Annotated in this window: 15 protein-coding genes; 6 read left to right on the top strand and 9 right to left on the bottom strand. The window is 45.4% G+C overall.

From position 1 onward, the window contains the following. Positions 1 to 276 precede the first annotated feature (276 nt). Complete coding sequence (locus tag AC58QM_RS35195) at positions 277 to 414, bottom strand: hypothetical protein (protein ID WP_497289317.1); 138 nt, start codon at positions 412 to 414, stop codon at positions 277 to 279. Between the two features lie 351 nt (positions 415 to 765). Next, on the bottom strand, positions 766 to 2,931 hold the full coding sequence (locus tag AC58QM_RS35200; RefSeq protein WP_497289318.1) for an S-layer homology domain-containing protein: 2,166 nt from the start codon (positions 2,929 to 2,931) through the stop codon (positions 766 to 768). A gap of 410 nt (positions 2,932 to 3,341) precedes the next feature. Between AC58QM_RS35200 and AC58QM_RS35205 the strand changes: the two genes are divergently transcribed. The 3 genes from AC58QM_RS35205 to AC58QM_RS35215 all read left to right on the top strand — a co-directional run bounded on the left by AC58QM_RS35205 (position 3,342) and on the right by AC58QM_RS35215 (position 7,242). Next, complete coding sequence (locus tag AC58QM_RS35205; protein ID WP_497289319.1) at positions 3,342 to 3,632, top strand: hypothetical protein; 291 nt, start codon at positions 3,342 to 3,344, stop codon at positions 3,630 to 3,632. A gap of 90 nt (positions 3,633 to 3,722) precedes the next feature. Next, a complete protein-coding gene (locus tag AC58QM_RS35210; RefSeq protein WP_497289320.1) occupies positions 3,723 to 5,456 on the top strand; it encodes an AAA family ATPase in 1,734 nt (577 codons plus the stop codon). A 136-nt stretch (positions 5,457 to 5,592) separates the two neighbouring features. Further along, positions 5,593 to 7,242: an FAD-binding dehydrogenase gene (locus tag AC58QM_RS35215; protein WP_497289321.1), complete on the top strand. Its 1,650-nt coding sequence runs from the start codon at positions 5,593 to 5,595 to the stop codon at positions 7,240 to 7,242. Positions 7,243 to 7,554: 312 nt separating this feature from the next. Here the strand turns inward: AC58QM_RS35215 and AC58QM_RS35220 are convergent, their stop codons facing one another. From AC58QM_RS35220 to AC58QM_RS35245, 6 genes are all read right to left on the bottom strand, one after another. Beyond that, the gene (locus AC58QM_RS35220) at positions 7,555 to 10,065 is read right to left on the bottom strand and encodes a beta-mannosidase (protein WP_497289322.1); all 2,511 of its coding nucleotides are present in this window, start codon (positions 10,063 to 10,065) and stop codon (positions 7,555 to 7,557) included. A 31-nt stretch (positions 10,066 to 10,096) separates the two neighbouring features. Continuing rightward, positions 10,097 to 11,680: a response regulator gene (locus AC58QM_RS35225; RefSeq protein ID WP_497289323.1), complete on the bottom strand. Its 1,584-nt coding sequence runs from the start codon at positions 11,678 to 11,680 to the stop codon at positions 10,097 to 10,099. Further along, positions 11,661 to 13,433, bottom strand: coding sequence for a sensor histidine kinase (locus tag AC58QM_RS35230; RefSeq protein WP_497289324.1), 1,773 nt, complete (start codon positions 13,431 to 13,433; stop codon positions 11,661 to 11,663). Before AC58QM_RS35230 ends, AC58QM_RS35225 begins: the two co-directional genes overlap by 20 nt. 40 nt (positions 13,434 to 13,473) lie before the next feature. After that, on the bottom strand, positions 13,474 to 14,349 hold the full coding sequence (locus AC58QM_RS35235) for a carbohydrate ABC transporter permease (RefSeq protein WP_497289325.1): 876 nt from the start codon (positions 14,347 to 14,349) through the stop codon (positions 13,474 to 13,476). A gap of 19 nt (positions 14,350 to 14,368) precedes the next feature. Beyond that, on the bottom strand, positions 14,369 to 15,244 hold the full coding sequence (locus AC58QM_RS35240) for a carbohydrate ABC transporter permease (protein WP_497289326.1): 876 nt from the start codon (positions 15,242 to 15,244) through the stop codon (positions 14,369 to 14,371). A gap of 74 nt (positions 15,245 to 15,318) precedes the next feature. Beyond that, positions 15,319 to 16,638 carry an extracellular solute-binding protein gene (locus AC58QM_RS35245; protein ID WP_497289327.1) on the bottom strand — a complete coding sequence of 440 codons (1,320 nt, stop codon included), beginning with the start codon at positions 16,636 to 16,638 and terminating at the stop codon, positions 15,319 to 15,321. Between the two features lie 370 nt (positions 16,639 to 17,008). On the opposite strand from AC58QM_RS35245, the gene AC58QM_RS35250 reads away from it, so the two are divergent. The 3 genes from AC58QM_RS35250 (at position 17,009) to AC58QM_RS35260 (ending at position 23,584) form a co-directional block, all read left to right on the top strand. After that, positions 17,009 to 20,323, top strand: coding sequence for a pectate lyase-like domain-containing protein (locus tag AC58QM_RS35250; RefSeq protein WP_497289328.1), 3,315 nt, complete (start codon positions 17,009 to 17,011; stop codon positions 20,321 to 20,323). Between the two features lie 117 nt (positions 20,324 to 20,440). Beyond that, positions 20,441 to 21,499 carry an S-layer homology domain-containing protein gene (locus tag AC58QM_RS35255; RefSeq protein ID WP_497289329.1) on the top strand — a complete coding sequence of 353 codons (1,059 nt, stop codon included), beginning with the start codon at positions 20,441 to 20,443 and terminating at the stop codon, positions 21,497 to 21,499. 210 nt (positions 21,500 to 21,709) lie between these two features. After that, positions 21,710 to 23,584, top strand: coding sequence for an LTA synthase family protein (locus tag AC58QM_RS35260; protein WP_497289330.1), 1,875 nt, complete (start codon positions 21,710 to 21,712; stop codon positions 23,582 to 23,584). 18 nt (positions 23,585 to 23,602) lie between these two features. Here AC58QM_RS35260 and AC58QM_RS35265 read toward each other — a convergent pair. Further along, on the bottom strand, positions 23,603 to 23,807 hold a 205-nt coding region (locus tag AC58QM_RS35265), incomplete at its 5' end, for a hypothetical protein (RefSeq protein WP_497289331.1).

The following is a 23,807-nucleotide window of genomic DNA, read 5'->3' on the forward strand; positions in this document are numbered from 1 at the left end:
TCTTCAGCATTTCATAATTCAATGTAAACGCTCGAAATAATGAGCATTTTTAAGAATGAGTAATTACTGTAGGCTAAGACTCCGGATTAAGGGGGCCGAGCCGCTTTTGCATCTTTGATGCTTCCACATCGACACGCCCGACACGAACATGAGTATGGCAATCTGTTTGTAATTTGAATGGTAGGTACACGACGCCTACCAAAAAAAAGAAGCCTCCCGCCACGTTCATGGCTTTGGGAGATCTCTTTCTTAATTATTGAATGTTGATTTTCGTCATCAAGCCTCCAGTGCTGTGATCACGTTGAGCCTGATACGCGGCCCAGGCGCTGTGCAGGTAGGGCTGCCCATCGTTGAGCAGGAAAAGATGCCATCACCGCTACCAGCATCACCGCCACCAAAATCATCCCCCCACATCCGCGCCTCTCACACTGAAATTCATGATCAAAGATGCAAAAATACACTTATTTTAAGCGGAATAAGCCGGATTATGGTAAATTAGTGCAAAAATGCAGCCTTTTGGACCTAATAGAGCCAAAAAGACCAAACAACCCAGAAATAACTGCATATTCGCAGGCATTTCAAATAGAGAGTTACATGAATCCCAAAAGGATGCACTTTTGCATCTTTGATGCTTCCACACCGACACTCCCGACACGAACATGAGCATGGCAATCTGTTTGTAATTTGAATGGTAGGCACACGACGCCTATCAAAAAAAAGAAGCCTCCCGCCATAATCATGGCTTTGGGAGGTGTCTTTTTTTGATTATTGAATGTTGATTTTCGTAATCAAGGCTCCTGTGCCTTGTAGGGTAATTGGACGATTTTGTACCAAATTCGAAATTGTGCCTGTAATTGTTACGCTGGATAACACGTTGTAGGTCGTCGTCACGTTACTGCCGTTCGTACCGGTTTGATTGATTGTGATGGTTGCCATTTTGCCTTGATTCGTAAAGGTTACACTGTTAAATGTTCCAGAAACACTGAAGTTCTGATTGTTGCCATTGGTAAGCTGTGTGACCTCGGCATAGATGGCTGAATTATTGTAGGAGCGGAGTTTGACGACATCGCCGGGCTGAAGTGCTGAACCACTAACCAGAACACCGCTTCGATAGACGAAAGCTTTGTCGTTCAAGGGAATCGCTTGAGCTTGATTGCCGCTCACAACAACTAGGAGAGTGTTTGTCGCCGAAATGATGGTCCCGGTGAGTTGGTTAATAGTAGGCTGTGTAACAGCTGTGCCATCCGCGCGATTAAGCACTTCGGCATGCAGGATAACGCCGTTATAGTAATGCGCTTTGATGACTTGGCCTGGCTGTAATACGCCGCTCGTTGTTTGTGTGCCATCCAAGTAAATGGAGGTGTTCTCATGGAGTTGCAAGCTGTAAGATTGGCCGCCGCTAGTTAGTGTAATGGCGTTATTGTTGAGCGTCCCCGTAACAGTTCCAGTTAACTCGCCTGTCGTCGTCACTGGTGACACACTCTTGGTAACTTCAATGACGGCTGCCACACTATTGTATGCATAGGTTGTCAGGACATCGCCAACCTGCAGTGCGGATACGGTCGTAAATGCACCGTTTTTGTACACAATCGTCTGACTGCCAAGTGGAACGCCTTGAAGTTGAGAGGAAGTGGTTACCAGCATGGTGTTATCGCTAATCGGATAAGACAACGTACCAGTAATCGTTGAAGCAAAATTAGTTGGCGTACCGCTGGAGCCCACTGGTTGTGTCACTTCCACATAGCTGACACCATAGTTATAAGAACGCGTGCTCACGATGTCACCGACTTGTATGCCAGAGGCTGTGGTTTGCGATCCGTTCCGGTAGTAAAGCACGTTGCTGTTCACGGGTAGTGAAATGGTTTGCCCATTGGTTAAGAGGGTAAGTGAATTCCCTGTAATCGCGCTGGTCACTATGCCGGTTTTCACGCCAATGGCCTGTGTAGGCGTTGAGGGATTGCCACCGGTTGGCTGCGTGACTTCAATATAAATGATGTAGCCATCATTGGAACGAATCTTCAGGACATCTCCTGTTTGCAAAGCCGACGGGCTTACTTTAGCGCCGTTCCGGTAAATAAACACATTGGGATCCAAGGTCAGATTAAGGTTCTGGCCGTTCGTACGTACGGTCAAAATATTACTATTGACTGGTGCTAATACGGTTCCTGTTACAAGACCGTCAATATTATTCGGCAATTGATTACCTGCCCGATCCAGCAAAGCAGCAATTTGTGCGCGAGTTACAAGCTGTTTGGGACGGAATGTATTATCTTCGAAACCATTCACAAGCCCTTTGTCGACAGCTACTTTGACATAACCAACGGACCCAGCAGGTACGCTGGAGGAGTCCGAGAAAGGTAGCCTTGCATTCATGTTGGCCTCAGCTTCATCCTGAAGCTTCAATGCTTTGACCAGGAGCGTTGTGGCCCACAACCGATCTGCTGGCTGATTTGGATTGACATTCGTATCAGATTCGGCGAATAGGTCATTTTCTAAGGCTACCGCAACGTATCCGACGGCCCAGGAAGGCACACTCGCTGCGTCGTTGAAATTCAACTTGGTTGCTTTCTCTTCGGCGGATTCGGCTTGATCGCGAAGACCCATTAATCGAACAGCTGCCGTAATTGCTTCTATGCGAGAGACAGTTTCTTGCGGTTTAAAGGTACCGTCAGGATACCCATCGAAAATGCGTCTAGAGACTAGACTCATGATGTAGTTTAAAGCCCATTCGAATTCTTTACCTTTGATATCTTTAAAATCAAACTTGATTGCCGCAGAAGGACGTTTGTCAAAGGATTGGCGTGAGTTGTTGGAACGATCATCGTCTTTGTGATCGCGACCATTCTGGGCGAAGGCTGTAGTTCCCGTTGCCATCACCAGTGTGAGGGCTAACGTGGGTACAAGCAGTTTTTTCATGCGCGAATGCTTCATCTTTTTCTTCTCTCCTTAATAAAATAAATGAGTAGAAAATTGCGATTATGCGGTGCTTGCTTGCGTCGTAAAGTTCATTACAGTATACGAAAATTGCTGGGTTTTTCTGGGTGTAGACTTGTAAATAAAGGAAATTAATTTTTTCGTGGCTTCATATCATTAGCTTGGTTGCGCCTACGTGATCTATCGGCTATATAGGAGTGGATTTTCAAAGATTCTGGCGTTAACATCGGTCTTATTTTCAAAAAAAAGTAATATATTTTTCTTAAAACCTCATTGAACGAGAAGGAAAATAAAGCTAAATGAAGTAAGTATTAGATGGGTAACATTTCGGGCTCAACAGTTATTGCCCACGCCTTTCTCACCTGACACTATTCCTAGCATAGTATGTAGGAAGGTGGTGATGAAAAGTGACTAATACACTTGAGGGCTGGATAATTTACACGTTTTGGGGCATTTTTGGGTTTATGTTGATTGATTTTCTTATCGCGTTCTTTAAATCCTTTTGGGAAGGCTCTTTTGGTCCTACACTCGTGTTAGGTTATCTCAAAGATGTCCTCTACTATGTGCTGCCACTGACCGTACTATTAACGATGATTTCATTTGATCCAACAGGTTGGATTATCGTGATTTTTTACTTCATATGCGGTCTCGCTGTAATGATCAAGTATGTGTTGGATATCGTGAAAAGATTCCAATAATGTCGTTGCTGAGGTCCTGCTTCAAGCAGGGCCTAGATATGAGTTTTTCATAGGGATATTCAAACTTTATCATATGAAGGAAGTGTAGCCATGAGGAGATATCAATGGATTAGATGGCGAAAGTTAATCCTCTGGCTTACAGCCATTGCCGTGCTTTTTGGGCTGTTATGGGCAGGCGGGCCAACCGCTTGGGGGATTGCCATCAGTATTGCGACTTTACTAATGCAGCTGGTTTTCGCAATGGCCTTTATGATTATTCAGTTTGTTGCACTCTTCTGGTTCCTAGCGAGAGGACGAACGTACTGGATTCTGCCTGGAGAGACGGGATCGACATGGGATGATTATCGTGGGAATCCTGAGATTGTGGAGAATGCGAAACGAATCGTTACATTGTTAAAAGGAGTCAAGGAGTTCAAGGAGATGGGCGGCGAAGCGATTCGTGGATTGCTGCTCTGCGGACCGCCAGGGACCGGTAAGTCCTACTTGGCTCAGGTTATTGCGAATGAGGCACAAGTTCCATTTGCCTACGCTTCAGCGCCAAGTTTCCAAAACATGTTTTTCGGCGTTGGTAACCTTAAGGTAATGGGGATTTACAAAAAAGCGCGTAAGCTTGCACGTGTCTACGGGGCATGTATCATCTTTATTGACGAGATTGATGCGATTGGTATGAGCCGTTCAGGCGGTGCTGGCGGTGGAATGATGGGCATGATGGGGATGGGCGGCGGTTCAGGCTTATTGAACGAGTTACTCCTCCAGATGGATCCACCTAACATTGACACGTCCAAGATTGTAAAGATGCTTCGCTCACTCGGTCTGCGCCGTAAAAAAGCAGAAAGACCTCCCGTACTAACCGTTGCAGCAACAAACCTGCCAGATGTACTGGATTCAGCTTTGCTGCGACCAGGTCGATTCGATCGGCAGCTCTGGGTAGATGTTCCTGACTATGACGGTCGGGTGGATATTTTCCAATACTATTTGAAAAAGGTCAAGCTGGATGAAACTTTAACCGCAGAGAAAGCTGGTCTGGATTCCATTGGATACAGTCCTGCGCAAATTAAACATATCGTCAACGAAGCTGTCGTTATTGCCCATCAACGTGGGGCGCAAGCAGCCAGTTACGAGGATTTCCGTGCCGCAATGGAAACGTATGAGTGGGGGCTCAAACAACCTCTCCGCTCGATGCGTGATGATGAGAAGCGGAATGTAGCGTATCACGAAGCAGGTCATGCTGTGGCACAGTTCCTACTTAAGCCTCACGAACGTGTTTGGAAAGTGACAATTGTTCGGCGTGGCGGCGCTCTTGGACTTTCGGCTACGAAGGAGACGCATGAGCGATATAATCGCAGTGATTCTGAGATGCTGGCAGAGATTCAGGTATGTCTAGCAGCTCGTGCGGTAGAAGATGAATTTTTGCACAAAAAATTAAACGGGGTTACTTCAGACTTGCAGCATGCTACCCAAATCGCAGGTGCATATCTCGGAATGCTCGGGATGGGCGATGAGCTGTTCAGCTTCTTGGCGGTCGGTTCCCGCACGGATGGTCTCAAAGCGCTTCGACCACAAATCAATGAGCTTCTCAAAGAGCAAATGAACGAAGTGAAGAAACTCGTACTTGAATATACGGATTTCGTTCATAAGATTGCGGAAGAGCTGTTGAAACGGGAAGATTTGACCGGTGATGAAATTGAAGAGATTTTTACGGAACTTTATGGGGACTCGCGCCCTAGAGCAATTGAAGTGAAACCTGTCTCATTGAAAAAGCTAGCGATGGAGAAATCGTTAGTCGTCATCGATGACATGGAAGAGGATCTCAAGGATTCTTAATTTTCTAATTGATGTGGAAAAAACTAGGCGTTGCCTCCTTTTTGGCTATTGTGGTCGGAAGGGGGCAATTTGCCATTGGTAGGATAAGAGATCGATAGCAGCTATCTAGAGACGAGAATCAAAGGAGAATTCGATCATGGATTATGATGCAATTGTAGTTGGCGCGGGACTTGCAGGCCTAGTAGCAACAGTAGAAATCGCGGATGCAGGCAAAAAGGTACTGCTGCTGGATCAGGAACCAGAAGCTTCCTTTGGCGGACAAGCCTGGTGGTCATTCGGCGGTTTATTTTTGGTAAATTCCCCCGAGCAGCGCCGGCTAGGAATTAAGGACTCACTTGATCTAGCTTGGCAGGATTGGCAGGGGGCGGCTGGCTTTGATCGTGAAGACGACTATTGGGGCCGCAAATGGGCGGAGGCCTATGTCGAGTTCGCAGCTGGGGAAAAACGTGAATGGCTGAATGCCATGGGGATCCGCTTCTTCCCGGTTGTCGGATGGGCGGAACGTGGCGGCTATTTGGCAGAGGGGCATGGCAACTCGGTACCTCGTTTCCACATTGTATGGGGGACAGGCCCTGGCATAATTGCCCCTTTTGAACAACGAATAAGGGAGCATATGAAGCAGGGGCGCGTCGACTATATGCCCCGGCATCGTGTGAACGAGCTTATTCAAAGCGGCGGGGCCATTACCGGTGTTCGCGGTTCCGTGCTTGTGGCTTGTACAGCCGCACGCGGGGAAGCGAGTTCGCGTGAGGTGATGGGTGAATTCGAATACCATGCGCGTGTGGTAATTGTCAGCAGTGGCGGTATTGGCGCTAATCACGAATTAGTCCGCCAATATTGGCCGAGTCGGCTAGGCGAAGCGCCGAAGCGGATGCTCTCAGGCGTACCAGCCCATGTCGATGGTCGCATGCTCGCAATTACAGAGCAATCCGGAGGTCGAATTGTGAATCGTGACCGGATGTGGCATTACACGGAAGGAATTAAGAATTGGAATCCCGTGTGGCATAATCATGGCATCCGTATTCTCCCAGGTCCGTCGTCACTTTGGTTGGATGCGCGAGGTCAGCGCTTTCCTGCACCTAACTTCCCGGGGTTTGATACTTTGGGCACGTTAGAGACGATTCAGAAGTCTGGTTACGATTATTCGTGGTTTATTTTGACGCAAAAAATAATTGAAAAAGAATTCGCTTTGTCAGGCTCCGAACAGAATCCCGATTTAACGGGAAAAAGCATACGTAAAGTGTTGTCCAGAGCACTGCCAGGAGCGATGGCTCCGGTGCAAGCTTTTATGGATAAGGGAGAGGATTTCGTCGTTGCTCCGACATTGGCAGAGCTAGTCGCAGGTATGAATGCAGTTACGGAGGAGAAATTGCTTGATTTTGACCATATTGAACGACAAATGAAGGCAAGGGATCGCGAAATCGTGAACACCTTTACGAAAGATCTGCAGATCACTGCCATTCGAGGCGCGCGTAACTATATTGGTGATAAATTAATTCGTGTTGCGAAGCCGCATCGTATGCTGGACCCTGCGAATGGACCGCTTATCGCGGTGCGATTGAATATTGTTAGTCGCAAAACCTTGGGAGGCTTACAAACGGACTTATCTGGTCGCGTTTTGAATCAGGCGGGTGAGGCGATTCCTGGCTTGTATGCGGCCGGAGAGGCAAGCGGCTTCGGTGGCGGCGGGTTGCATGGGTATCGCGCGTTGGAGGGGACGTTTCTCGGAGGCTGCTTGTTTACGGGGCGCGTTGCTGGGCGAGCTGTTGTGAGGGAGTTGGAGTAACGCGGGCGAGGAAGCGCCTCTGCAGGTGAGATACTCGAAAAATTCGAGTATCTCTTGCACATAAGCCTACATCAAAGATACGCCTGCACTCCTTTTCGAGGAGTGCAGTTCCCAAAACTGCGAAAATACAACTTTTCTGGGGTATTTGAACGTGGAAAAAGAAAAAAACTGCATATCTGCAGTTTTTTCGGTATTCGAGCTTTAAATCTCAAAATAATAGGAAATTGATGCCTTTTTGCATCAATTTCCCATTTATGAAGGTTGTGCCAGTGTAATTGTTGCACAATTGCACTTTTCAACCGTTTGCTTTGCTTACATATTAATCGCACTTACCTTCAGCTGCGTCAAATCCACTTTGCCGCCAGCCGGATCCGTAATATACACGGTCACTTGCTCGCCCGCGCGTAGATCGAAGAAGTTGTCGCTGAAGCGGAGATTACCCTGAGGGAGATCCAGCTTCACCATTCGCGCATGTGCACCAATAGCTGTGATTTGCACAGCTTGCGTATCGGCATCAACTTTTACGCTGAGTGAAGTCGTAGGGAATTGCAGGTCCTTCTGATCGCGCAGGTAATGGAGATTATCCGGCGCAGCCCAGTCTGTCGTATGCACGCGGACAACAACTTGTTCAGGAAGTGCGCCGTTTAAGACGGCTGCTTCCGGCAAACGTCCTAGTTGGATCGCCGAGTTTGCCCCGACAGCAGCTTCGAAAGCGTGCGTGAACAATTGCTCGCCGGAGAAGTTATACACAGTTACGTGAACCTGTCCTTTTAAGGCGGACAATGTATCGTTGACGGCCCAAATCGCTAAGTCCTGCCCAGGCTCATGATCGATCGAGAGCAGCAGCGGGTGATAGAATTTCGTCGCATAGTAGAAGGAAGCCTTCGGCAACAATTCATAATCAATGAGCGACCAGCTTGTACCTGGCCAGCTATCATTTAATTGCCAGATGAGTGACCCGCTCGTACGATGCTTGTTTCGACGGTAATGCTCAATGCCATACTTCAAGCCTTCCGCTTGTGTCAGCATGGAAAAGTTCATATACTCCTCAATGTTGGTCGGAATACCAGTATATCCTTCCATTAGAAGAATACCCTTTTGATGATTCGTGTCTTTATTGCGATAAGCCATTTCCACACTGTTCCAGTAGAATTGGCCATTTGGTATGTTTTTCTCTAACGTGTACCGATTAGCTGAGGCGTGCATACCGAATTCGCTACTGAAAAGGGTAAAGTCTTTTTTGTAATTTTTGAAAGTAACGCCTTGAATACTATAATCAAGCAAAGGCACATCACCGAATTGACGCGGGTAAACGGAGCCATGCCATACCTGCCAATTATGGCGGTCGCCGACATCAGGATCGTTGGCATCATTGCCCCCAAATGGGGAAGATGGCCAGTATGCTCGACTGTCATCGAGCAGTTCAAGTGCGTCAGGAATCAGCTCGTGGTAAATGATTTCCCCGTAGAACGGACAGTTGATGTCACCGCCAGCGGATTTCATATCGTATAGCCAGTCAATTTCATTGTTCCCGCACCAGAGTGCAAGGGAGGTATAATTGCGCAAGCGTTTGATGTTGTAGATCACTTCGCTCTTCACATTTTCCATGAAGTCACGGTTAAAATCAGGGAACAACGCGTTAGCGAAAGCAAAATCCTGCCAAACCAGAACGCCACGCTTGTCGCACTCCTCATAGAAGACATCCTTCTCATAAATACCGCCAGCCCACACGCGCAGCATATTTTGATTGGAAGTAACAGATAGATCGATGAGATCTCTGTAGCGTTGATCTGGAATGCTTCCGATGAAGTGATCTGCTGGGATCCAGTTCGTACCCTTCGCGAATAGTTTGACACCATTTAGCACAAAAGCAAAGGCATTCTGGCCCTTATTATCAAGTAGTTGCAGTTCGATTGTCCGGATACCAAACGGTTTGCGATACGAATCTACTTGTTCACCACCGGCATACAGAATCACTTCAAGCTCGTACAAATAAGGATTGCCAAGGTCATGTGTCCACCAAAGTTGTGGATCGGTGACCTGTAAAGTAAATGAGCCAGAGGTCTGAACATTCCCTTGAGCAGCAGCAACCACTTGACCCGCTGCGTCCACTAAACGAATGTCACACGACTTCTGTACACCTTTGCGAAGTGTCGTCACATCGACATCGACTTGAACTTCCGCCCCAGTCCCACTAATCGTGCGCGTTCTTGCGAAAACGCTGTCCAACTTGGCGCGGCGGTAACGCTCAATAAATACTTTGCCCCAGATCCCCACTGTGACCATGCGCGGTCCCCAGTCCCAGCCGAAATTCATCGCTGCTTTGCGCAACCAAGGGCGCTCTTTCGTATAAGAGGACCATTGGAACAATTCTTTGTCCTTATTATGTAGATGTAAAGGATCAAATTTAACAGCAATTGAATTCTTACCGTCCTGAATGACGCGTGTAACATCAAAGGTATGGGCCATGAGCATGTTGCTGGTTGTCCCGATTTCCTTTCCATTTACAAAGATCGTAGCAAACGTATCAAGCCCCTCAAAAGTTAGTTCATGCTTCTCTTTCTCGTCTTTCGCATCCCCTAAGGAATAATTGAAAGAGTGGCGGTACCACCATTCTTTTTGCTCGATCCATCGACTTTTCGCATCATTATGACCGAAGTAAGGATTCTCAATTAGTTCTCGTTCAATTAGTGCGGAATGAACATCCCCTGGTACTTTAGCTGTAATCCAAAAACGATCGTCTAACCATGCTGCCGCGACATCGAGGGGTCTAGCTTGACCTACTTCGAACTGTTGCAAACGCCATAAGCCTGATAATTCCATCTGTCATTTCTCCTCTTACACCATGTTTGTTTTAAAATTTGGGAGGCGGAGCAGTAGGATGAAGAACTGCTTCCTCTCTGAACTCACTCGGCGTTTTGCCAGTAAATTTTTTGAATACTTGACTGAAATATTTAATATCTTCGAATCCCACTGAGCTTGCGACATCAGCTATTTTGGCAGGAGAGACGGTCAGGATTTCCATGGCACGATTAATCTTTTGCCGTGTCACATAGTCACCAAACGTAATCCCAGCTTCCTTTTTAAAAACTTCGCTCAAATGATTCGGGTGCAGATGCACATGTTTAGCAACCTGCTGTAAGCCAACATCTTTCCCCAAATTCTCATGGATGAAGGCCATTGCTTTCTGTGTATGTGTGGCTTGTCCCTCACCTAACCGATGATGGTACAACTCCATGATGGTCAATAGATACTGAAACAACGCATCTTTAAGCACGATATCCCGCTTGACGACGAAACCGATATTTAAATTATCGAGTGCGCGGAGACGACCCGTTGCTGTCAATACACGTTCTAACCAACGATGTGCGGAGAGGGCAGCAGAGCGAACCAGGGATTCAAGGGATTCAATGGTCATGTGCGGGTCGCTCAGTTCCGATTGCAAATAGCGCCCAACCCAGTTCTTCAAAGCGACGGAATCATCTTCCAGCAAAATCGAAGAGAGCTCCAGCTCTTCCTCGTGGGTACAGACCGTTTTGCCGCCTTTGCGCCCAACAATGTCCGAATAAATAAGAATAGATTCATCAAGGTGATGTTTATAGCTGAATGCATAGTCTGCCGTGAGATAGGATTTATATAAATCCGACTGTTGATGGACGACCTCGCCGACTGAGATACTAACTTTGCATTTGAGCAGGCGTTCGATCTTTTGTTTGGCAGAATCGGGATGATCGAAGAAGTCAGATGCACTTGTTTTGGGAAGCGCAACGACAATTCGCTGCCTGTAGATCAAGGTTTCACATTGTAAGATATCGTGTAGCATATTGTCTACGGCGAACAGCAGCAAGGAAGTTTCGGAGGTGGTTTCACCCCAGCCTTCCGCAGTGACCACGTAAGTTTGGAATTTAGATTGAACATGGTCATGTGTGATGAATAAAAGAGGGAGATAAGCGGGCAGCATGTCTTCATCGACAGCCGCGGATTCCCCTTCAATGATCCAACGCTCAAACAAACGATTGCGAACTTCTTTGTTCTTATACAAATCTTCATTAAGATGCTTCCATTTATCCTCAATGCGCTGCTTGACTTGGAGCACAGTTTTCATAATCTCTTCCGGTCGACTGGATTTCAAGAGATAATCGCTGACACCTTGTCGAATTGCTTGCTGTGTATACATAAAATCATCGTAGCCAGATAAAATGATCGTCTCGATGTCCGGCAGGAATTCTTTCGCCTTTTGAGCTAGTTCTAAGCCATTCATATGCTTCATTCGGATATCGGTCAAAAGAATATGAGGACGTTCCTCTGGTATACGACGAATGGCTTCTTCAGCAGATACAGCTGGTTTCAGCAGTTCGATTCCGATTTCTTTCCAATTAATGACTTTCGCCAAGCCCGTCCGGATGATGACTTCATCATCAACGATCAAGATTTTCATGGTTATCCTCCAAAACTGGAATCGAAAATGACACACAGGTTCCTTCATTCAGTCGGCTCTCGATTGTAATCCCCGAATCAAGCCCATAATGCAGCTGCAAGCGCTCATGCACATTTCGCAAACCGTAACTAGCATCGCTTCCTATCGTTCCCTCGGCAGGGTATAAACTGTCCAAAACCTCATTCAACCGCTCTGCGGTCATCCCAATACCATCATCCATCACTTTGAAATACATCATATGACCCTTCTGTTCGGCATAGATGGAAATGGTGCCAGGCTGTTCTTTCATTTGTATGCCATGTATCATCGCATTTTCAACCAAGGGTTGAAGCAGCAATTTTAACATGAAGGAATCATTCAAACGGGCATCAACGACATAATCAACCGTAAACTCATCGGGAAAACGGATGGATTGCACTTGAACATAGTTACGAATATGGGCTAGCTCCTGCGAGACTTTGCAATATTCTTTACCTTTATTCAAGCTGAAGCGTAAAAAGTCGCTTAACGCGCCTACCATCTCAGCAATGCGGTTTTCTTCGTTGAGCAAAGCGATCCAATGGATTGAAGACAAGGTGTTATATAGAAAATGCGGATTAATTTGTGCTTGCAAGGCACGCATATCGGCTTCTTTTTTGCGCGTTTCATTGTGGATGAGTTGCTTTTTTAAGACTTCGATATGGGTGCTTAACAAATTGTAGCTGCCAGCGAGGCGACCAATTTCATCAGTTGAATAGACGGGATAGTACGGCAAAGGTTCATTTGGATTGACGGTCGAAAGTAAGCGAGTCAAGGATCCAAGAGGCGTCGTGACTTTGCGAATTACGAAAATCGTAAGTAAGACATTCGTAATGACGGAAAGCGCAACAGCTACAGCTGTTAATTGCAAAATATACCGATTCTGAGCGCTATACAGCTTCGATGGAATAATACCAACGATTGTCCAGCTGAGCATAGGCTCTCGATAAAATAAAATACTCTGTTGGGATGTGCCCATCCCTGAAGTCCAAACGCCGGAAGAATGACCTTGAATGCGTTCGTTTATGCCAGGAAACAAGTGATCTGCCGCTTGTGAGAGCCAGCCTTTCGAAGTGGAAGAGATGATTTCATTTTGTTCATTCAGCAAAGCGACTTGACCATAACCATCAGCAAGCTGCGGGATGGACCAAATACGAGACAAGACTTGTTCATCCACACTTATGGATAGCCAGCCAAGCGTCTCGTAGGTATTCAAAGCACGGATGGGACGTACAAAGGAGAATACTTGTCGATCCCCCAAATAATTTTCGATGTGATATAAGCCAGTCCAAAGTTTGTCCGTAACCTGTTTCAACGTGAGCTCTTGATCCAAACTCGATTTGTAAATCGTAGATGTAGAAAGAGGCGTCGTGGTATTGCTGGGATATAGGGTGATATTTGAAATATAATCCTTGGTGTACACCAGATTCGTCATTAGGCCTAGGATTTGTGATTGAGCATCCAAGTTCTCATCAGTTCGCTTCAAATAAGATTGAATATCACGCTGGCCGATGAGGAAAATGGAAATGTTCTCAACATCCTTCAAGATGAACTTAAATTTGGCATCCATTTGCGCCAGCGAATTCAAGCCTGTTTGCTGTGTTTTATCCTGGGTAATATCGGAAGACGTCGTGAAAGCGAAGGTGCCCAGAAACAAGAGAGGGATTAACGTTGTTACAAGCATAATGAAGGATAGCTTACGCTGTAAGGAATAGCCAAACCACTTGCGTAACATATGTCATCTCCTTACTCGTTGTCTGGCGGCTAGAAGCCAATTAACCTTTTACTGCTCCCGCGGTCATCCCTTTCATAACCTGCTCTTGAAAAGCCAAGTAGACAGCGATTGTAGGAACGACAGCGATTGTCATAGCGGCGAGTGTTAAGCCATAATCCGTTTGGTAGCCGTCCGCGAAATTTGCAATGCTTAATGGTAACGTTTTGAGGCTGCTTTTGCTAATAAAAACAAGTGCGAACGAGAAGTCATTCCAGAAATGCAGGAAACTTAAGATGACAACTGTCGATAGTGCTGGTAAGGAGATAGGCAGCATGATACGCCAAAATACGCCCCAAAGTTTTGTACCATCGATATAGGCTGCTTCTTCAATTTCTTTGGGAACTGAAGCCAAATAAGCAGTAAGTACGAAGATTGCTGTCGGTAATGCGAAAGCGGTGTAAGGCAGTATAAGTGCCCAATACGTATTTAGAAGCCCGATTTGCTTCATCAGAATAAACAAAGGAACCAGTGTACTATGAATAGGGATTAGCATCCCTATGACGAAAAACGCAAGGATAACGCCTTTGAAACGGAATTTGAGCCGGGCGAGAACATAGGCAGCTAGAGAACTTAAAAATAGTGTGAGTGCAAGTGAAACTAATGATACAATGACGGAATTGAGAAAAGCGGTACTCATTTTGGACGCTTGCCATGCCGTTACATAGTTAGAAAACTTCCATGCTTGGGGCAAGCCAAACGGATGGTTAAAGAATTCGCTATTCGTTTTAAATGAGGAAATAACGAGCCAAAACAAGGGATATAGCGTGAGGACCGCATAGAGGGTCAGGAACGTCCAGAGTGCACCTTGTTTCCATAAACGAAACGAGAACTTACGGGTTGTCGCGGTTGAATTTACTTGAATTGGAACAGAAGACATTGTCAGCTTCCTCCTTTCACTATACTTTGGATTTACGACTTGTTGCCCATTGGCTAATACCAATGAAAATAAGGCTGATTAAGACGATTGTTGTCGAAATGGCACTACCAAACCCATAACGGTACGAGGAAAATGTTGAATTATACATATACGTAGCGAGAAGCTCGGTCGCATGAGCAGGTCCACCCTTCGTCATCACATACACGAGATCAAAGGATTTCAAGCTGCCAGAAATACATAGGATAATGGCAATTTGTACAGTACTCCACATCATAGGCAGGGTAACTGAAAATAATTTGCGAGCGCCTTCTGCGCCATCGATCTGCGTAGCATCATGGATTTCACCAGGAATATTTTGAAAAGCGGAGATGAAAATAATGAGATAGAGACCGACAAAACTCCAAATGAGAGGAGGGGCTAATGCAAAAATAGCAATCTTAGAATCCGATAACCATTGCAGCTTCCAGGATGCTAAACCTAGCTTATCAAGCAGCAGATTCAAAATACCGATTTGTGGATGATAAATATATTGCCAAATCATACCGATGACGACGGAAGACATAACCATCGGAACGAAGACAGCAGAACGAATGAATCGTTGCAGCGCGTTGCTTTTGTGAAGCAGAATGGCAAGGATAAGTGCTACTGGAAGCTGGCCGAAGACAGCAACAACTAGAAAAATAAGGTTGTTCTTTAAGGATGTCCAAAAAATAGGATCATGAATAATTTCTACATAGTTTTTCAAACCGATAAACTTGGCCGCACCAATTCCTTTCCAGTCGAAAAAGCTATAGTATCCTGACCAGAGGACGGGGACAAACACAAATAAGGCATAAACTAAAATCGCAGGGGCAAGGCTCATAATGACAAACCTGCGTACGTAAGCTGCATTCATCAATCTCACTTCCTTCATGTATGAAATTAGCCAGCCCTGCCACAGATGTGGAGGGCTGGTTGTACGTTATCGTATTATTTACCTAGTGAAGCAGCTTGTGAATCTTGAATTTTCTTAGCGATTGCTTCGGCGTTACCACCCATCAGCAACTCTTGTAGTCCGTTATTGATAACCTCAACGGCAGCAGAGCTTAATTTAGCATCGTAGACCGGAGTGATTTTCGTCTTTTTCATCAAATCGTTAAGTTCTACGAATAACGGATTTGCTTTGGAAGGATCAAGCTCGATTTTGTAACTAACAAGAGTGGAGCTGTTCAATGTTGCTTGCTGTCCATCAGGACCAGACAGTGCGTAGAATAATTTCTGAGCTGCTTCTTTTTTAGCGCCAGTTAGTTTTTTGCTCACGCCTAGACCCGTACCAACAACACCAGAAGTGGATTGCGCTTCACCTTTGCCACCTGCAACAGTTGGCATTAGTGCGATGTGAGTGTTAGCAAGCAAATCTTTAGGTGCGTTTTGAACGACGTCAGCCATTGCCCAGCCACCATCAATGAACATTGCTGCTTTACCTTGGTAGTACAGCTGTCTCATTTGATTTTGATCGATACTGTTGAAGCCATCTTGGAACGCTTTCGCATTGCTTAGCTCTTGCAATTTTTTCAACGCTTGAACAAATTCTGGATCTGTAAACTTCACGCCATCTTGCTTAGCGGCTTTAAGGAACCACTCGGAACCTGTCATACGGTCAGCAAGTCCGCTGAAGATCGTCGATTGTACAGCCCAGTTCGCTTTGTTACCAAGCGCGATTGGGATAATTTTGTTATCGTTGAACGTTTTCACAGCAGCCATAAGCTCATCCCATGTTTTCGGAACAGCGACTTTATACTGATCTAACAACGCTTTGTTGTAGTAGATAAAAGAAGTTGGGGACAAGTTCATCGGCACGGAGTAGATTTTGTTATCTACCGTATAGCCATCTAGTGCACCTGGAATGAAATTGTTTTTCCATTCTGGTTTGCTGTCCAAGAACTCGTTGATCGGTTGAAGCAGGTTACCACTTACGAATTCTTTCGTCATTGCGTCTGGCCACATAACGAACAAGTCTGGCATTTCATTCGCTGCTGCAACTGTTTTCAAACGAGTTTTTAAACCGTCTGTAGGCAGACCTTCGATTTCCAATTCAATATCTTTGTTTTGAGCTTGGAAATCATCAAGAATTTTACGCATAGCAACAGCTTTCGCATCTTGACCAGACCAGTTGTGCCAAATGGTAAGCTTTACTTTTCCACCGGATGTACCTTTATCTGTAGTAGCAGCTTCTTCCCCGTTTCCGCATGCGGATACAAGCACTGTTGTCGCAAGTAAAGCTGTAGAGATTAGAGTTAGTTTTTTCATGTTTGACCTCCTGATTGATTGACTCTACCTCATTCTAAAGATTTTCTTAGGATTCGTAAGGTGAACAGGATAAGGACCAGGGTAGAAAATGATCGGATATGATCATCTATTTATAAGCATATCCATAAGTAGGGTAGAATAAGGCAAGGTGGAAGCTCCAAGTAAAAATATCCCAATACCTTAAATAACTCTCCTAATCTCCTTAAGTTTACCGCTTTCATTGAAAGCGGTATTTTTCTATGATTAAGGTATCAACTACGAGACAGCATCCTACTTTGCAAGATGAGAGGGTGATCGGAGAAATTATGAAATCGCTTACCAAAAGCATTTGAATCAGGATTGATCGGTTCTAATCCAAGGGAGGTATACAATGCGTAGTTTCAAGAAAATGGTTTCATCCGTTTCCATGATGGCAATCGTTCTTAGTTTGTGGAATCCTGGCGTTTCGAGTGCAGCAACACCAATCTCTGATGCCAATTCATCCATTTTTGGTCCCAATGTGTACGTATTCGACCCCGATATGCCTGCTGCTGACATTCAGAGTGCTGTAAATGCGGTATTCACAAGACAAGAGTCCAATGAATTTGGGACGGAAAGAGATGCCTTTCTTTTTAAACCAGGAACGTATAATGGCAATTACTTTATTGGGTTTAACACACAAGCGTCAGGACTGGGGCTGAATCCAGATGATGTGTTGATTAATGGTGGACTGAATGTAAATGCAGATTGGGATAATGGCAATGCCACACGTAACTTTTGGCGAGGTATTGAAAATTTGAGCATTAATCCAACCTTTAATTACACACCACCTGCGCCTGCTCATTTCTCAGCAGGTACAACGCAAATCGCTGTTTCACAAGCGGCACCACTCAGGCGATTGCATATCAAAGGGAAATTAAATTTGTTCGATTTTGATGCGGGGTGGGGTGCTGGATGGGCAAGTGGCGGATTCCTCGCGGATTCCATCGTAGATGGTCAAGTAACACCGGCTTCCCAGCAACAATGGTTCTCACGAAATAGTCAGTGGTCGAGTTGGTCGAATGGGGTTTGGAACATGGTCTTTGTCGGTGACAAGAATACGCCAACAGGCAACTTTCCGGATCCACCTTATACAGTTGTCGAGCATACACCAGTCATAAGAGAGAAACCTTATCTCTACATCAACAACGCAAATGAGTATCAAGTATTTGTTCCTTCTCTGACTCAGAATACCCAAGGTGCAAGCTGGGCCAATGGTCCAACACCAGGGAATTCCATTGGGATCGATCAGTTCTATATTGTACGCGCCGACGTTCCTGCAACAACAAGTGCTGCGAATATGAACGCTGCTTTGGCGGATGGCAAGAATTTGCTATTCACGCCGGGAATCTATCACATTGATGATACGATTCGTATCAATAATGCGAATACAGTTGTACTGGGCATCGGGATGCCAACACTTATTCCAACGACAGATAAGCCAGCGATGACAATTGCCGATGTCGATGGCGTGAAGGTTGCAGGGCTCTTGTATGAAGCGGGGCCAAATGCCACCTCATCCTTATTAGAAGTTGGGCCAGCCGGCAGTTCAACGGATCACTCGGCAAATCCAACTTCGTTGCACGATTTATTTTTCCGCACAGGTGGAGCTGTCGTTGGTGAAAATAAAGCACAGATGACCATTAACAGTGATGACATTATTGGTGATCATTTCTGGATGTGGCGTGCAGACCATGGTGCTGGTGCAGGCTGGACGGAGAACGTTTCAACGAATGGGCTAATCGTGAATGGCGATGATGTTACCCTCTACGGCTTATTCAACGAGCATCACAATGAGTATCAAACCCTATGGAACGGAAACGGCGGTCGCGTTTACTTTTATCAGTCTGAGATTCCGTATGATGTTCCCAATCAAGCCGTTTGGATGGACGGAAGCAAGAATGGTTATGCATCGTATAAAGTCGCTGACACCGTCACGACACATGAAGCTTGGGGCTTAGGTGTGTACTCCTATTTCCGGGATGCAGCGGTGAAACTAGAAAATGCCATTGAAGTACCAGATGCTCCTGGCGTGAAAATCCATCATGCAACGACCATTTGGTTAAATGGTACGGCAGGCAGTGAAATTACACACATTATTAATGGCGTTGGCGGTCGTGTGTATGGCACATCGGGCAGTTCCCAAAGACAAACGCTTAACTTCTATGGTACGGATGCTGGTGATACAGTTGCGCCAAGTGTGCCTACGAATCTGGTTCTCAAAGAAACAGCAGCGTATGATCGTGTCAAAATTGGATGGACTGCATCGACAGATAACCTCAATGTGACGGGCTATGAGGTGTATCGAGATGGTACGCGCATTGGTCAAACCACAACGACGGAATATTTGGATACGACGGTAAAACCACTAACGACTTACAGCTACACAGTGAAAGCCAAAGATGGCGGAAACAACTTCTCCGCACTCAGTTCAGCATTAAGTGTAACTACACCAAAAAGAGCCCTGGACCGCTCGACATGGACAGTGACATCAACCTCTGCAGATCCAGCAGCCCATCTCATTGATGGTGATTTGGGAACGCGTTGGAGCGCAGGCAAGCCGATGTCGCCGTCGCCTGAGCAATCATTCACCATTGATATGAAGGTGGCTACAACGATTAATAGTATTGAGATGGACTCCTCGGGCAGCAATAATGATTATGCACGCGGATATGCGATTTACGTATCCAATGATGGTGTCACATGGGGAAGTCCAATTGCAACGGGAGCTGGTACGAATAAACTTGTGACGGCTGACTTTGCACCACAGCGTGTTCGTTATTTCAAAGTTGTGCAGACGGCTACGAATTCTAGCTGGTGGTCTGTCCATGAGGTGAGAGTGTATGGCGCTATTCCACCTTCAGCTGTCATTGAGGGGCCGCCTACGGTAACAAGCGGGCAATCCTTTGATACAACGATTAGTTTGACTGATGTCGTGTCCAGTGTGTACGCACAAGACATTCAATTGACGTATGACGCAGGTTTGCTTGTTTTGGATTCGGTGGAATCCTTGAACCCTGCAATTACGATTATTGGGCAAAAGAATGAAGGCGGACATTTGCGCATTCTGACTGCGAATTTGTTGAATGGGGATGTCAACGGACCTTTGATGACGCTGCATTGGCGAGCTTTAGCACCTGCAGACAATGTGAGCACAACCATTTCGTTGGATAGTTTAGATTTAGCGGATCTACAAACGGCAACGAATCTTGGCCCAGATTCTCAATTAATTCTGGTCAAAGCAATTATTGATCTGACGATTCTGAACAGTAAGATCGCAACCGCTCAAGCCATCTATGATGGCGCTGTGGAAGGAACGGCGAGTGGTCAATATGCGGTAGGCTCGAGAGCCGTCTTGTTAACGGCGATTGATGCTGCGAGAAGTGTGGCGGCGAATCCTAATGTGACGAAGGCGCAAGTTACGCAAGCAGTAGCTAATCTTCAACAGGCCTTAGATGACTTTGACGATAAGAAATTCAGTGGATTGGAAGGCGATCTGAATAATGATGGCATCTTCAATATCATTGATTTGGCAAATGTAGCTGCAGCCTACGGCAAGACATCCGCAGACACGGATTGGGCACAGTTTAAGAAAGCGGACTATAACAAAGATGGCAGAGTGGATCTGGTTGATTTGGCAGCAGTAGCACAACGTATTTTGCAATAAAAGTCGTTAATCAAGCTTAAACACGCCCGTTATGATACGTTTCGTATAGTTTCATGGCGGGCGTTGCTTTCTTTTATAAGATTGAATTGCTCGGAATGCTGAAAGGGGAAATCAAATATGGCTTTGCGAAAATGGATGACCTGCAGCTTCGTTCTCATACTTGGAATAAGTCTTATTCTCCCCACATGGATTTGGGCCTCTGAGGCCGAACCGTCAGGCACATTTACAATGAAGGTTTCTTCACAGATGCCAAATCAAGGTGACACCATTGAGGTTGTCATTGACGCAGATGAATTAATTGATGTGTATGCTTTTGAAATTAATATGGCGTATGATCCTACAAGGTTAACATTTATAGATGCAAAGTCTGATGTCCCTGGCTTCTCGGTTCCACCGCTTATCAAAGGGACAAACATCCAAATTGCGCATACAAAGATCGGTCAAGGGAAAGGATTAGAAGGAGAGCAGTCCTTATTTAAGATACATTTTAAAGCGATTAAAAACGGGAAAAGCGATCTCACACTAAGTAGTGTGAAGCTTGTAGACTCCAAATTGATAAGTACCACGAAGCTTACGCATAATCGAACAACACTGACGATTCACGATCCATACCATTTTGATGATCTAGATTCCTTCGATTGGGCTGTGGAGGCGATTGAAGCGCTGGCAGTAGCAGGAATTGTAAATGGCACTGGGGAGAGACAGTTTAGTCCAGGAGCTGACGTAACTCGAGCAGATTATCTTGTGCTGTTAATAAGGGCGCTTGGCCTTCAAGGCACAGATATGGGTGAACCCTTCGACGATATAGAGGAGGGAGTCTACTACGCGCAGCCTGTATCTATGGCAAGGTCTTTGGGCATCGTGCAAGGCGACGAATCGAATCACTTCCATCCGAAAGCTTCAATTACAAGAGAAGATATGATGGCTCTTACGGATCGGGCGCTACGGGTTTCAAAGCATCTGACTGTTGAGGGGGATCAAGCGGATCTCACAGCTTTCGAAGATAACGCCATGATTTCAGCGTATGCTCAGAAGTCTGTTGCTACTTTAGTAAAAATAGGACTGGTGCATGGCTATGAGAATGGTATGTTCCCTAAGGAGACGACGAATCGTGCTCAGGCTGCTGTTATAATTTATAATCTCCAAACTTTTATTAAGGTGAAGCTGAAATCATGAAATGAAAAACTGAAGAAACCAGTATATGTTGTGAAATGGCTTGTTGAGAGAACCTTGGGACGCGTTGTCCCGAGGTTTTTTAATCTGATGAACAGTCCCATGCACAGCAGCTTGTCGCTATATTGCAATAATTGTAAGCAACTTGTGGCAAGAACTTGTGTTAAAATGGGAAAATCGGCTTGAAATCAACAGGTATGAGGTGAAACGTTTTTGCTGCAATTATCATCCTATAAAAGAAGGAGCATCCGCTCCACGCTTCAAAGTTTTTTTCGCATCCTCGTCAGCAATGATAAGCTGTCGCTGTATACGTTCATTGCTATACTGTGGAAGTCTCAGCTTCTATTAGCAGCATTGCATGCACCAGATAATACGGGAATCAATATTGGGGATATGTATTTTACAATTCCACCTGTGCTTTCACATTTAATGTTTATTTTGTTTGTAGTTAGTATTGGGCTTTTCTTTAAAAAGAAAGGTCGTCGTTATTATTTGGTAGGGATTCAAGTCCTGTTTAGTCTACTTCTGATCTGTGATCTCGTTTATTACAGAGCATATGGCGCGTTCCTGTCACTTCGCTTCATTGTGCACCCGAATGGATTTAACCCGCTTGATTATAATCTTTGGACATTTCTACGTCCATTTGATTTGTGGTTTATCCTTGATCTCGTCGTTATTGGTGGCATTGCACTTTTCCGATATAACAATATGCCAATCATGTCGCGTCGATCAGAACGAAAAAGACAGCCAGTAGTAGCCATCACGCTAATGCTGCTAGCTGCCGGAGTTGTTTCGTACGAGCATTACCGAATCGATATTAAGGATACGACAGATGGGCAAATGATGTTTTTTAATCTGAGTTGGGCGCCTTTTCAATCTATGTCAGATATGTCACCCATTGGTTATCATTTGTATGATGGTTTACGACTATTCGGTGGAGCCAAAAACATCAATCTTGCCGATCAAGAACGTACACAAGTACAAAACTGGCTTGCAAGTAATGCAGAGGGTTTACCAGATAATAGCTATAAAGGGATGTTTCAAGGGAAGAATCTTATTGTTATTCAGGTAGAATCACTTGAAAACTTCGTTATTGGTGAGAAGGTGAACGGGCAAGAAATTACACCGAACATTAACCGATTGCTAGGTAACAGTCTGTATTTTAACCACTTTTATGAACAGGTTAACAATGGAACGAGCTCAGATAGTGATTTGTTGACGACGACATCCGTATTTCCAGTGCGATCTGGAGCGAATTTTTTCCGTTATCCAACGAACACTTACAATTCCTTACCTAAGCTGATGGAGGGGATGGGATATCAAACCATTTCCACCCATTCAGAACCCGCGGGTAGCTGGAACTGGGTCGAGGCACATCATAATATCGGGTACCAAACAAGCTGGGATCTTCGAAAATACAAGGTAGATGACATTGTTGGCCTGGGATTGTCCGATGAATCCTATCTCAGACAGCTAGGTAATAAATTGACGGATGTTCAGTCTCCTTTTATGCTCCATGTCATAACGTTGTCTAGTCATGGTCCTTTCGATTTACCGGAGAAAACTAGGCAGCTCCGTTTGGATCCGAGTTTGGATAAAACGATCATGGGTGCCTACTTCCAATCAATCAACTATACCGACAAACAGATCGGTGCCTTCCTAGACAAATTGGATCAATTAGGCTTGTTAGATCAATCGGTTGTCGCCATTTATGGCGATCATACGGGTGTGCATAAGTACTATCAAGATCAAGTAGACGTGATTCCATCCTTGGAAAATGAATCCTGGAGAACGCATGCACTGCAGCTTCCTTTTATCATTTACAGTAAAGGCATACAAGGAGAGCAGATCCCAACGATAGGTGGCCAAATCGATACCTTACCTACGCTTGCTTACCTAATGGGCGTTGATAAAGCGAAATTTGAACCAACCGCGATGGGGAAAATCCTCGTGAACACGAATCGCAATTTCACGATATTAAATAATGGTACGCTGGTCGGTGAGCCGCGGGATGCGGAAAGAGAGCATATCATGCAATCGTTCCAGATCGCGGATTGGCTGCATGAGAGTAATTATTTTGCCGAGTAGGTGATATGAGGGATAGAGCTAGGGGAGAGAGCTAAGGGAAAGAGCTAAGCGGATGCTTAGCTCTTTTTGTGCGCTCGGTCGCGTCGGCATTGCGCCCCCGTAAGTCGATTTTTGCTCTTCTGTCAATAAAGTGGACGTCACTAAGTTAAGCCACCTGCTGGTAGTATAGCTGCTCAAATTGAGCGGGAGATATGTAACCAATTGTGCTATTCGACCTTGTTCT

The organism is Paenibacillus sp. J22P165 (genome assembly GCF_059692015.1).

Excerpts from the sequence above, each read along its gene's own strand:
- AC58QM_RS35240 (WP_497289326.1), bottom strand. The coding sequence starts at position 15,244 with ATGAATGCAGCTTACGTACGCAGGTTTGTCATTATGAGCCTTGCCCCT.
- AC58QM_RS35220 (WP_497289322.1), bottom strand. The coding sequence starts at position 10,065 with ATGGAATTATCAGGCTTATGGCGTTTGCAACAGTTCGAAGTAGGTCAA.
- AC58QM_RS35250 (WP_497289328.1), top strand. The coding sequence starts at position 17,009 with ATGCGTAGTTTCAAGAAAATGGTTTCATCCGTTTCCATGATGGCAATC.
- AC58QM_RS35195 (WP_497289317.1), bottom strand. The coding sequence starts at position 414 with ATGTGGGGGGATGATTTTGGTGGCGGTGATGCTGGTAGCGGTGATGGC.
- AC58QM_RS35225 (WP_497289323.1), bottom strand. The coding sequence starts at position 11,680 with ATGAAAATCTTGATCGTTGATGATGAAGTCATCATCCGGACGGGCTTG.
- AC58QM_RS35200 (WP_497289318.1), bottom strand. The coding sequence starts at position 2,931 with ATGAAGCATTCGCGCATGAAAAAACTGCTTGTACCCACGTTAGCCCTC.
- AC58QM_RS35230 (WP_497289324.1), bottom strand. The coding sequence starts at position 13,433 with ATGTTACGCAAGTGGTTTGGCTATTCCTTACAGCGTAAGCTATCCTTC.
- AC58QM_RS35215 (WP_497289321.1), top strand. The coding sequence starts at position 5,593 with ATGGATTATGATGCAATTGTAGTTGGCGCGGGACTTGCAGGCCTAGTA.
- AC58QM_RS35210 (WP_497289320.1), top strand. The coding sequence starts at position 3,723 with ATGAGGAGATATCAATGGATTAGATGGCGAAAGTTAATCCTCTGGCTT.
- AC58QM_RS35245 (WP_497289327.1), bottom strand. The coding sequence starts at position 16,638 with ATGAAAAAACTAACTCTAATCTCTACAGCTTTACTTGCGACAACAGTG.
- AC58QM_RS35235 (WP_497289325.1), bottom strand. The coding sequence starts at position 14,349 with ATGTCTTCTGTTCCAATTCAAGTAAATTCAACCGCGACAACCCGTAAG.
- AC58QM_RS35255 (WP_497289329.1), top strand. The coding sequence starts at position 20,441 with ATGGCTTTGCGAAAATGGATGACCTGCAGCTTCGTTCTCATACTTGGA.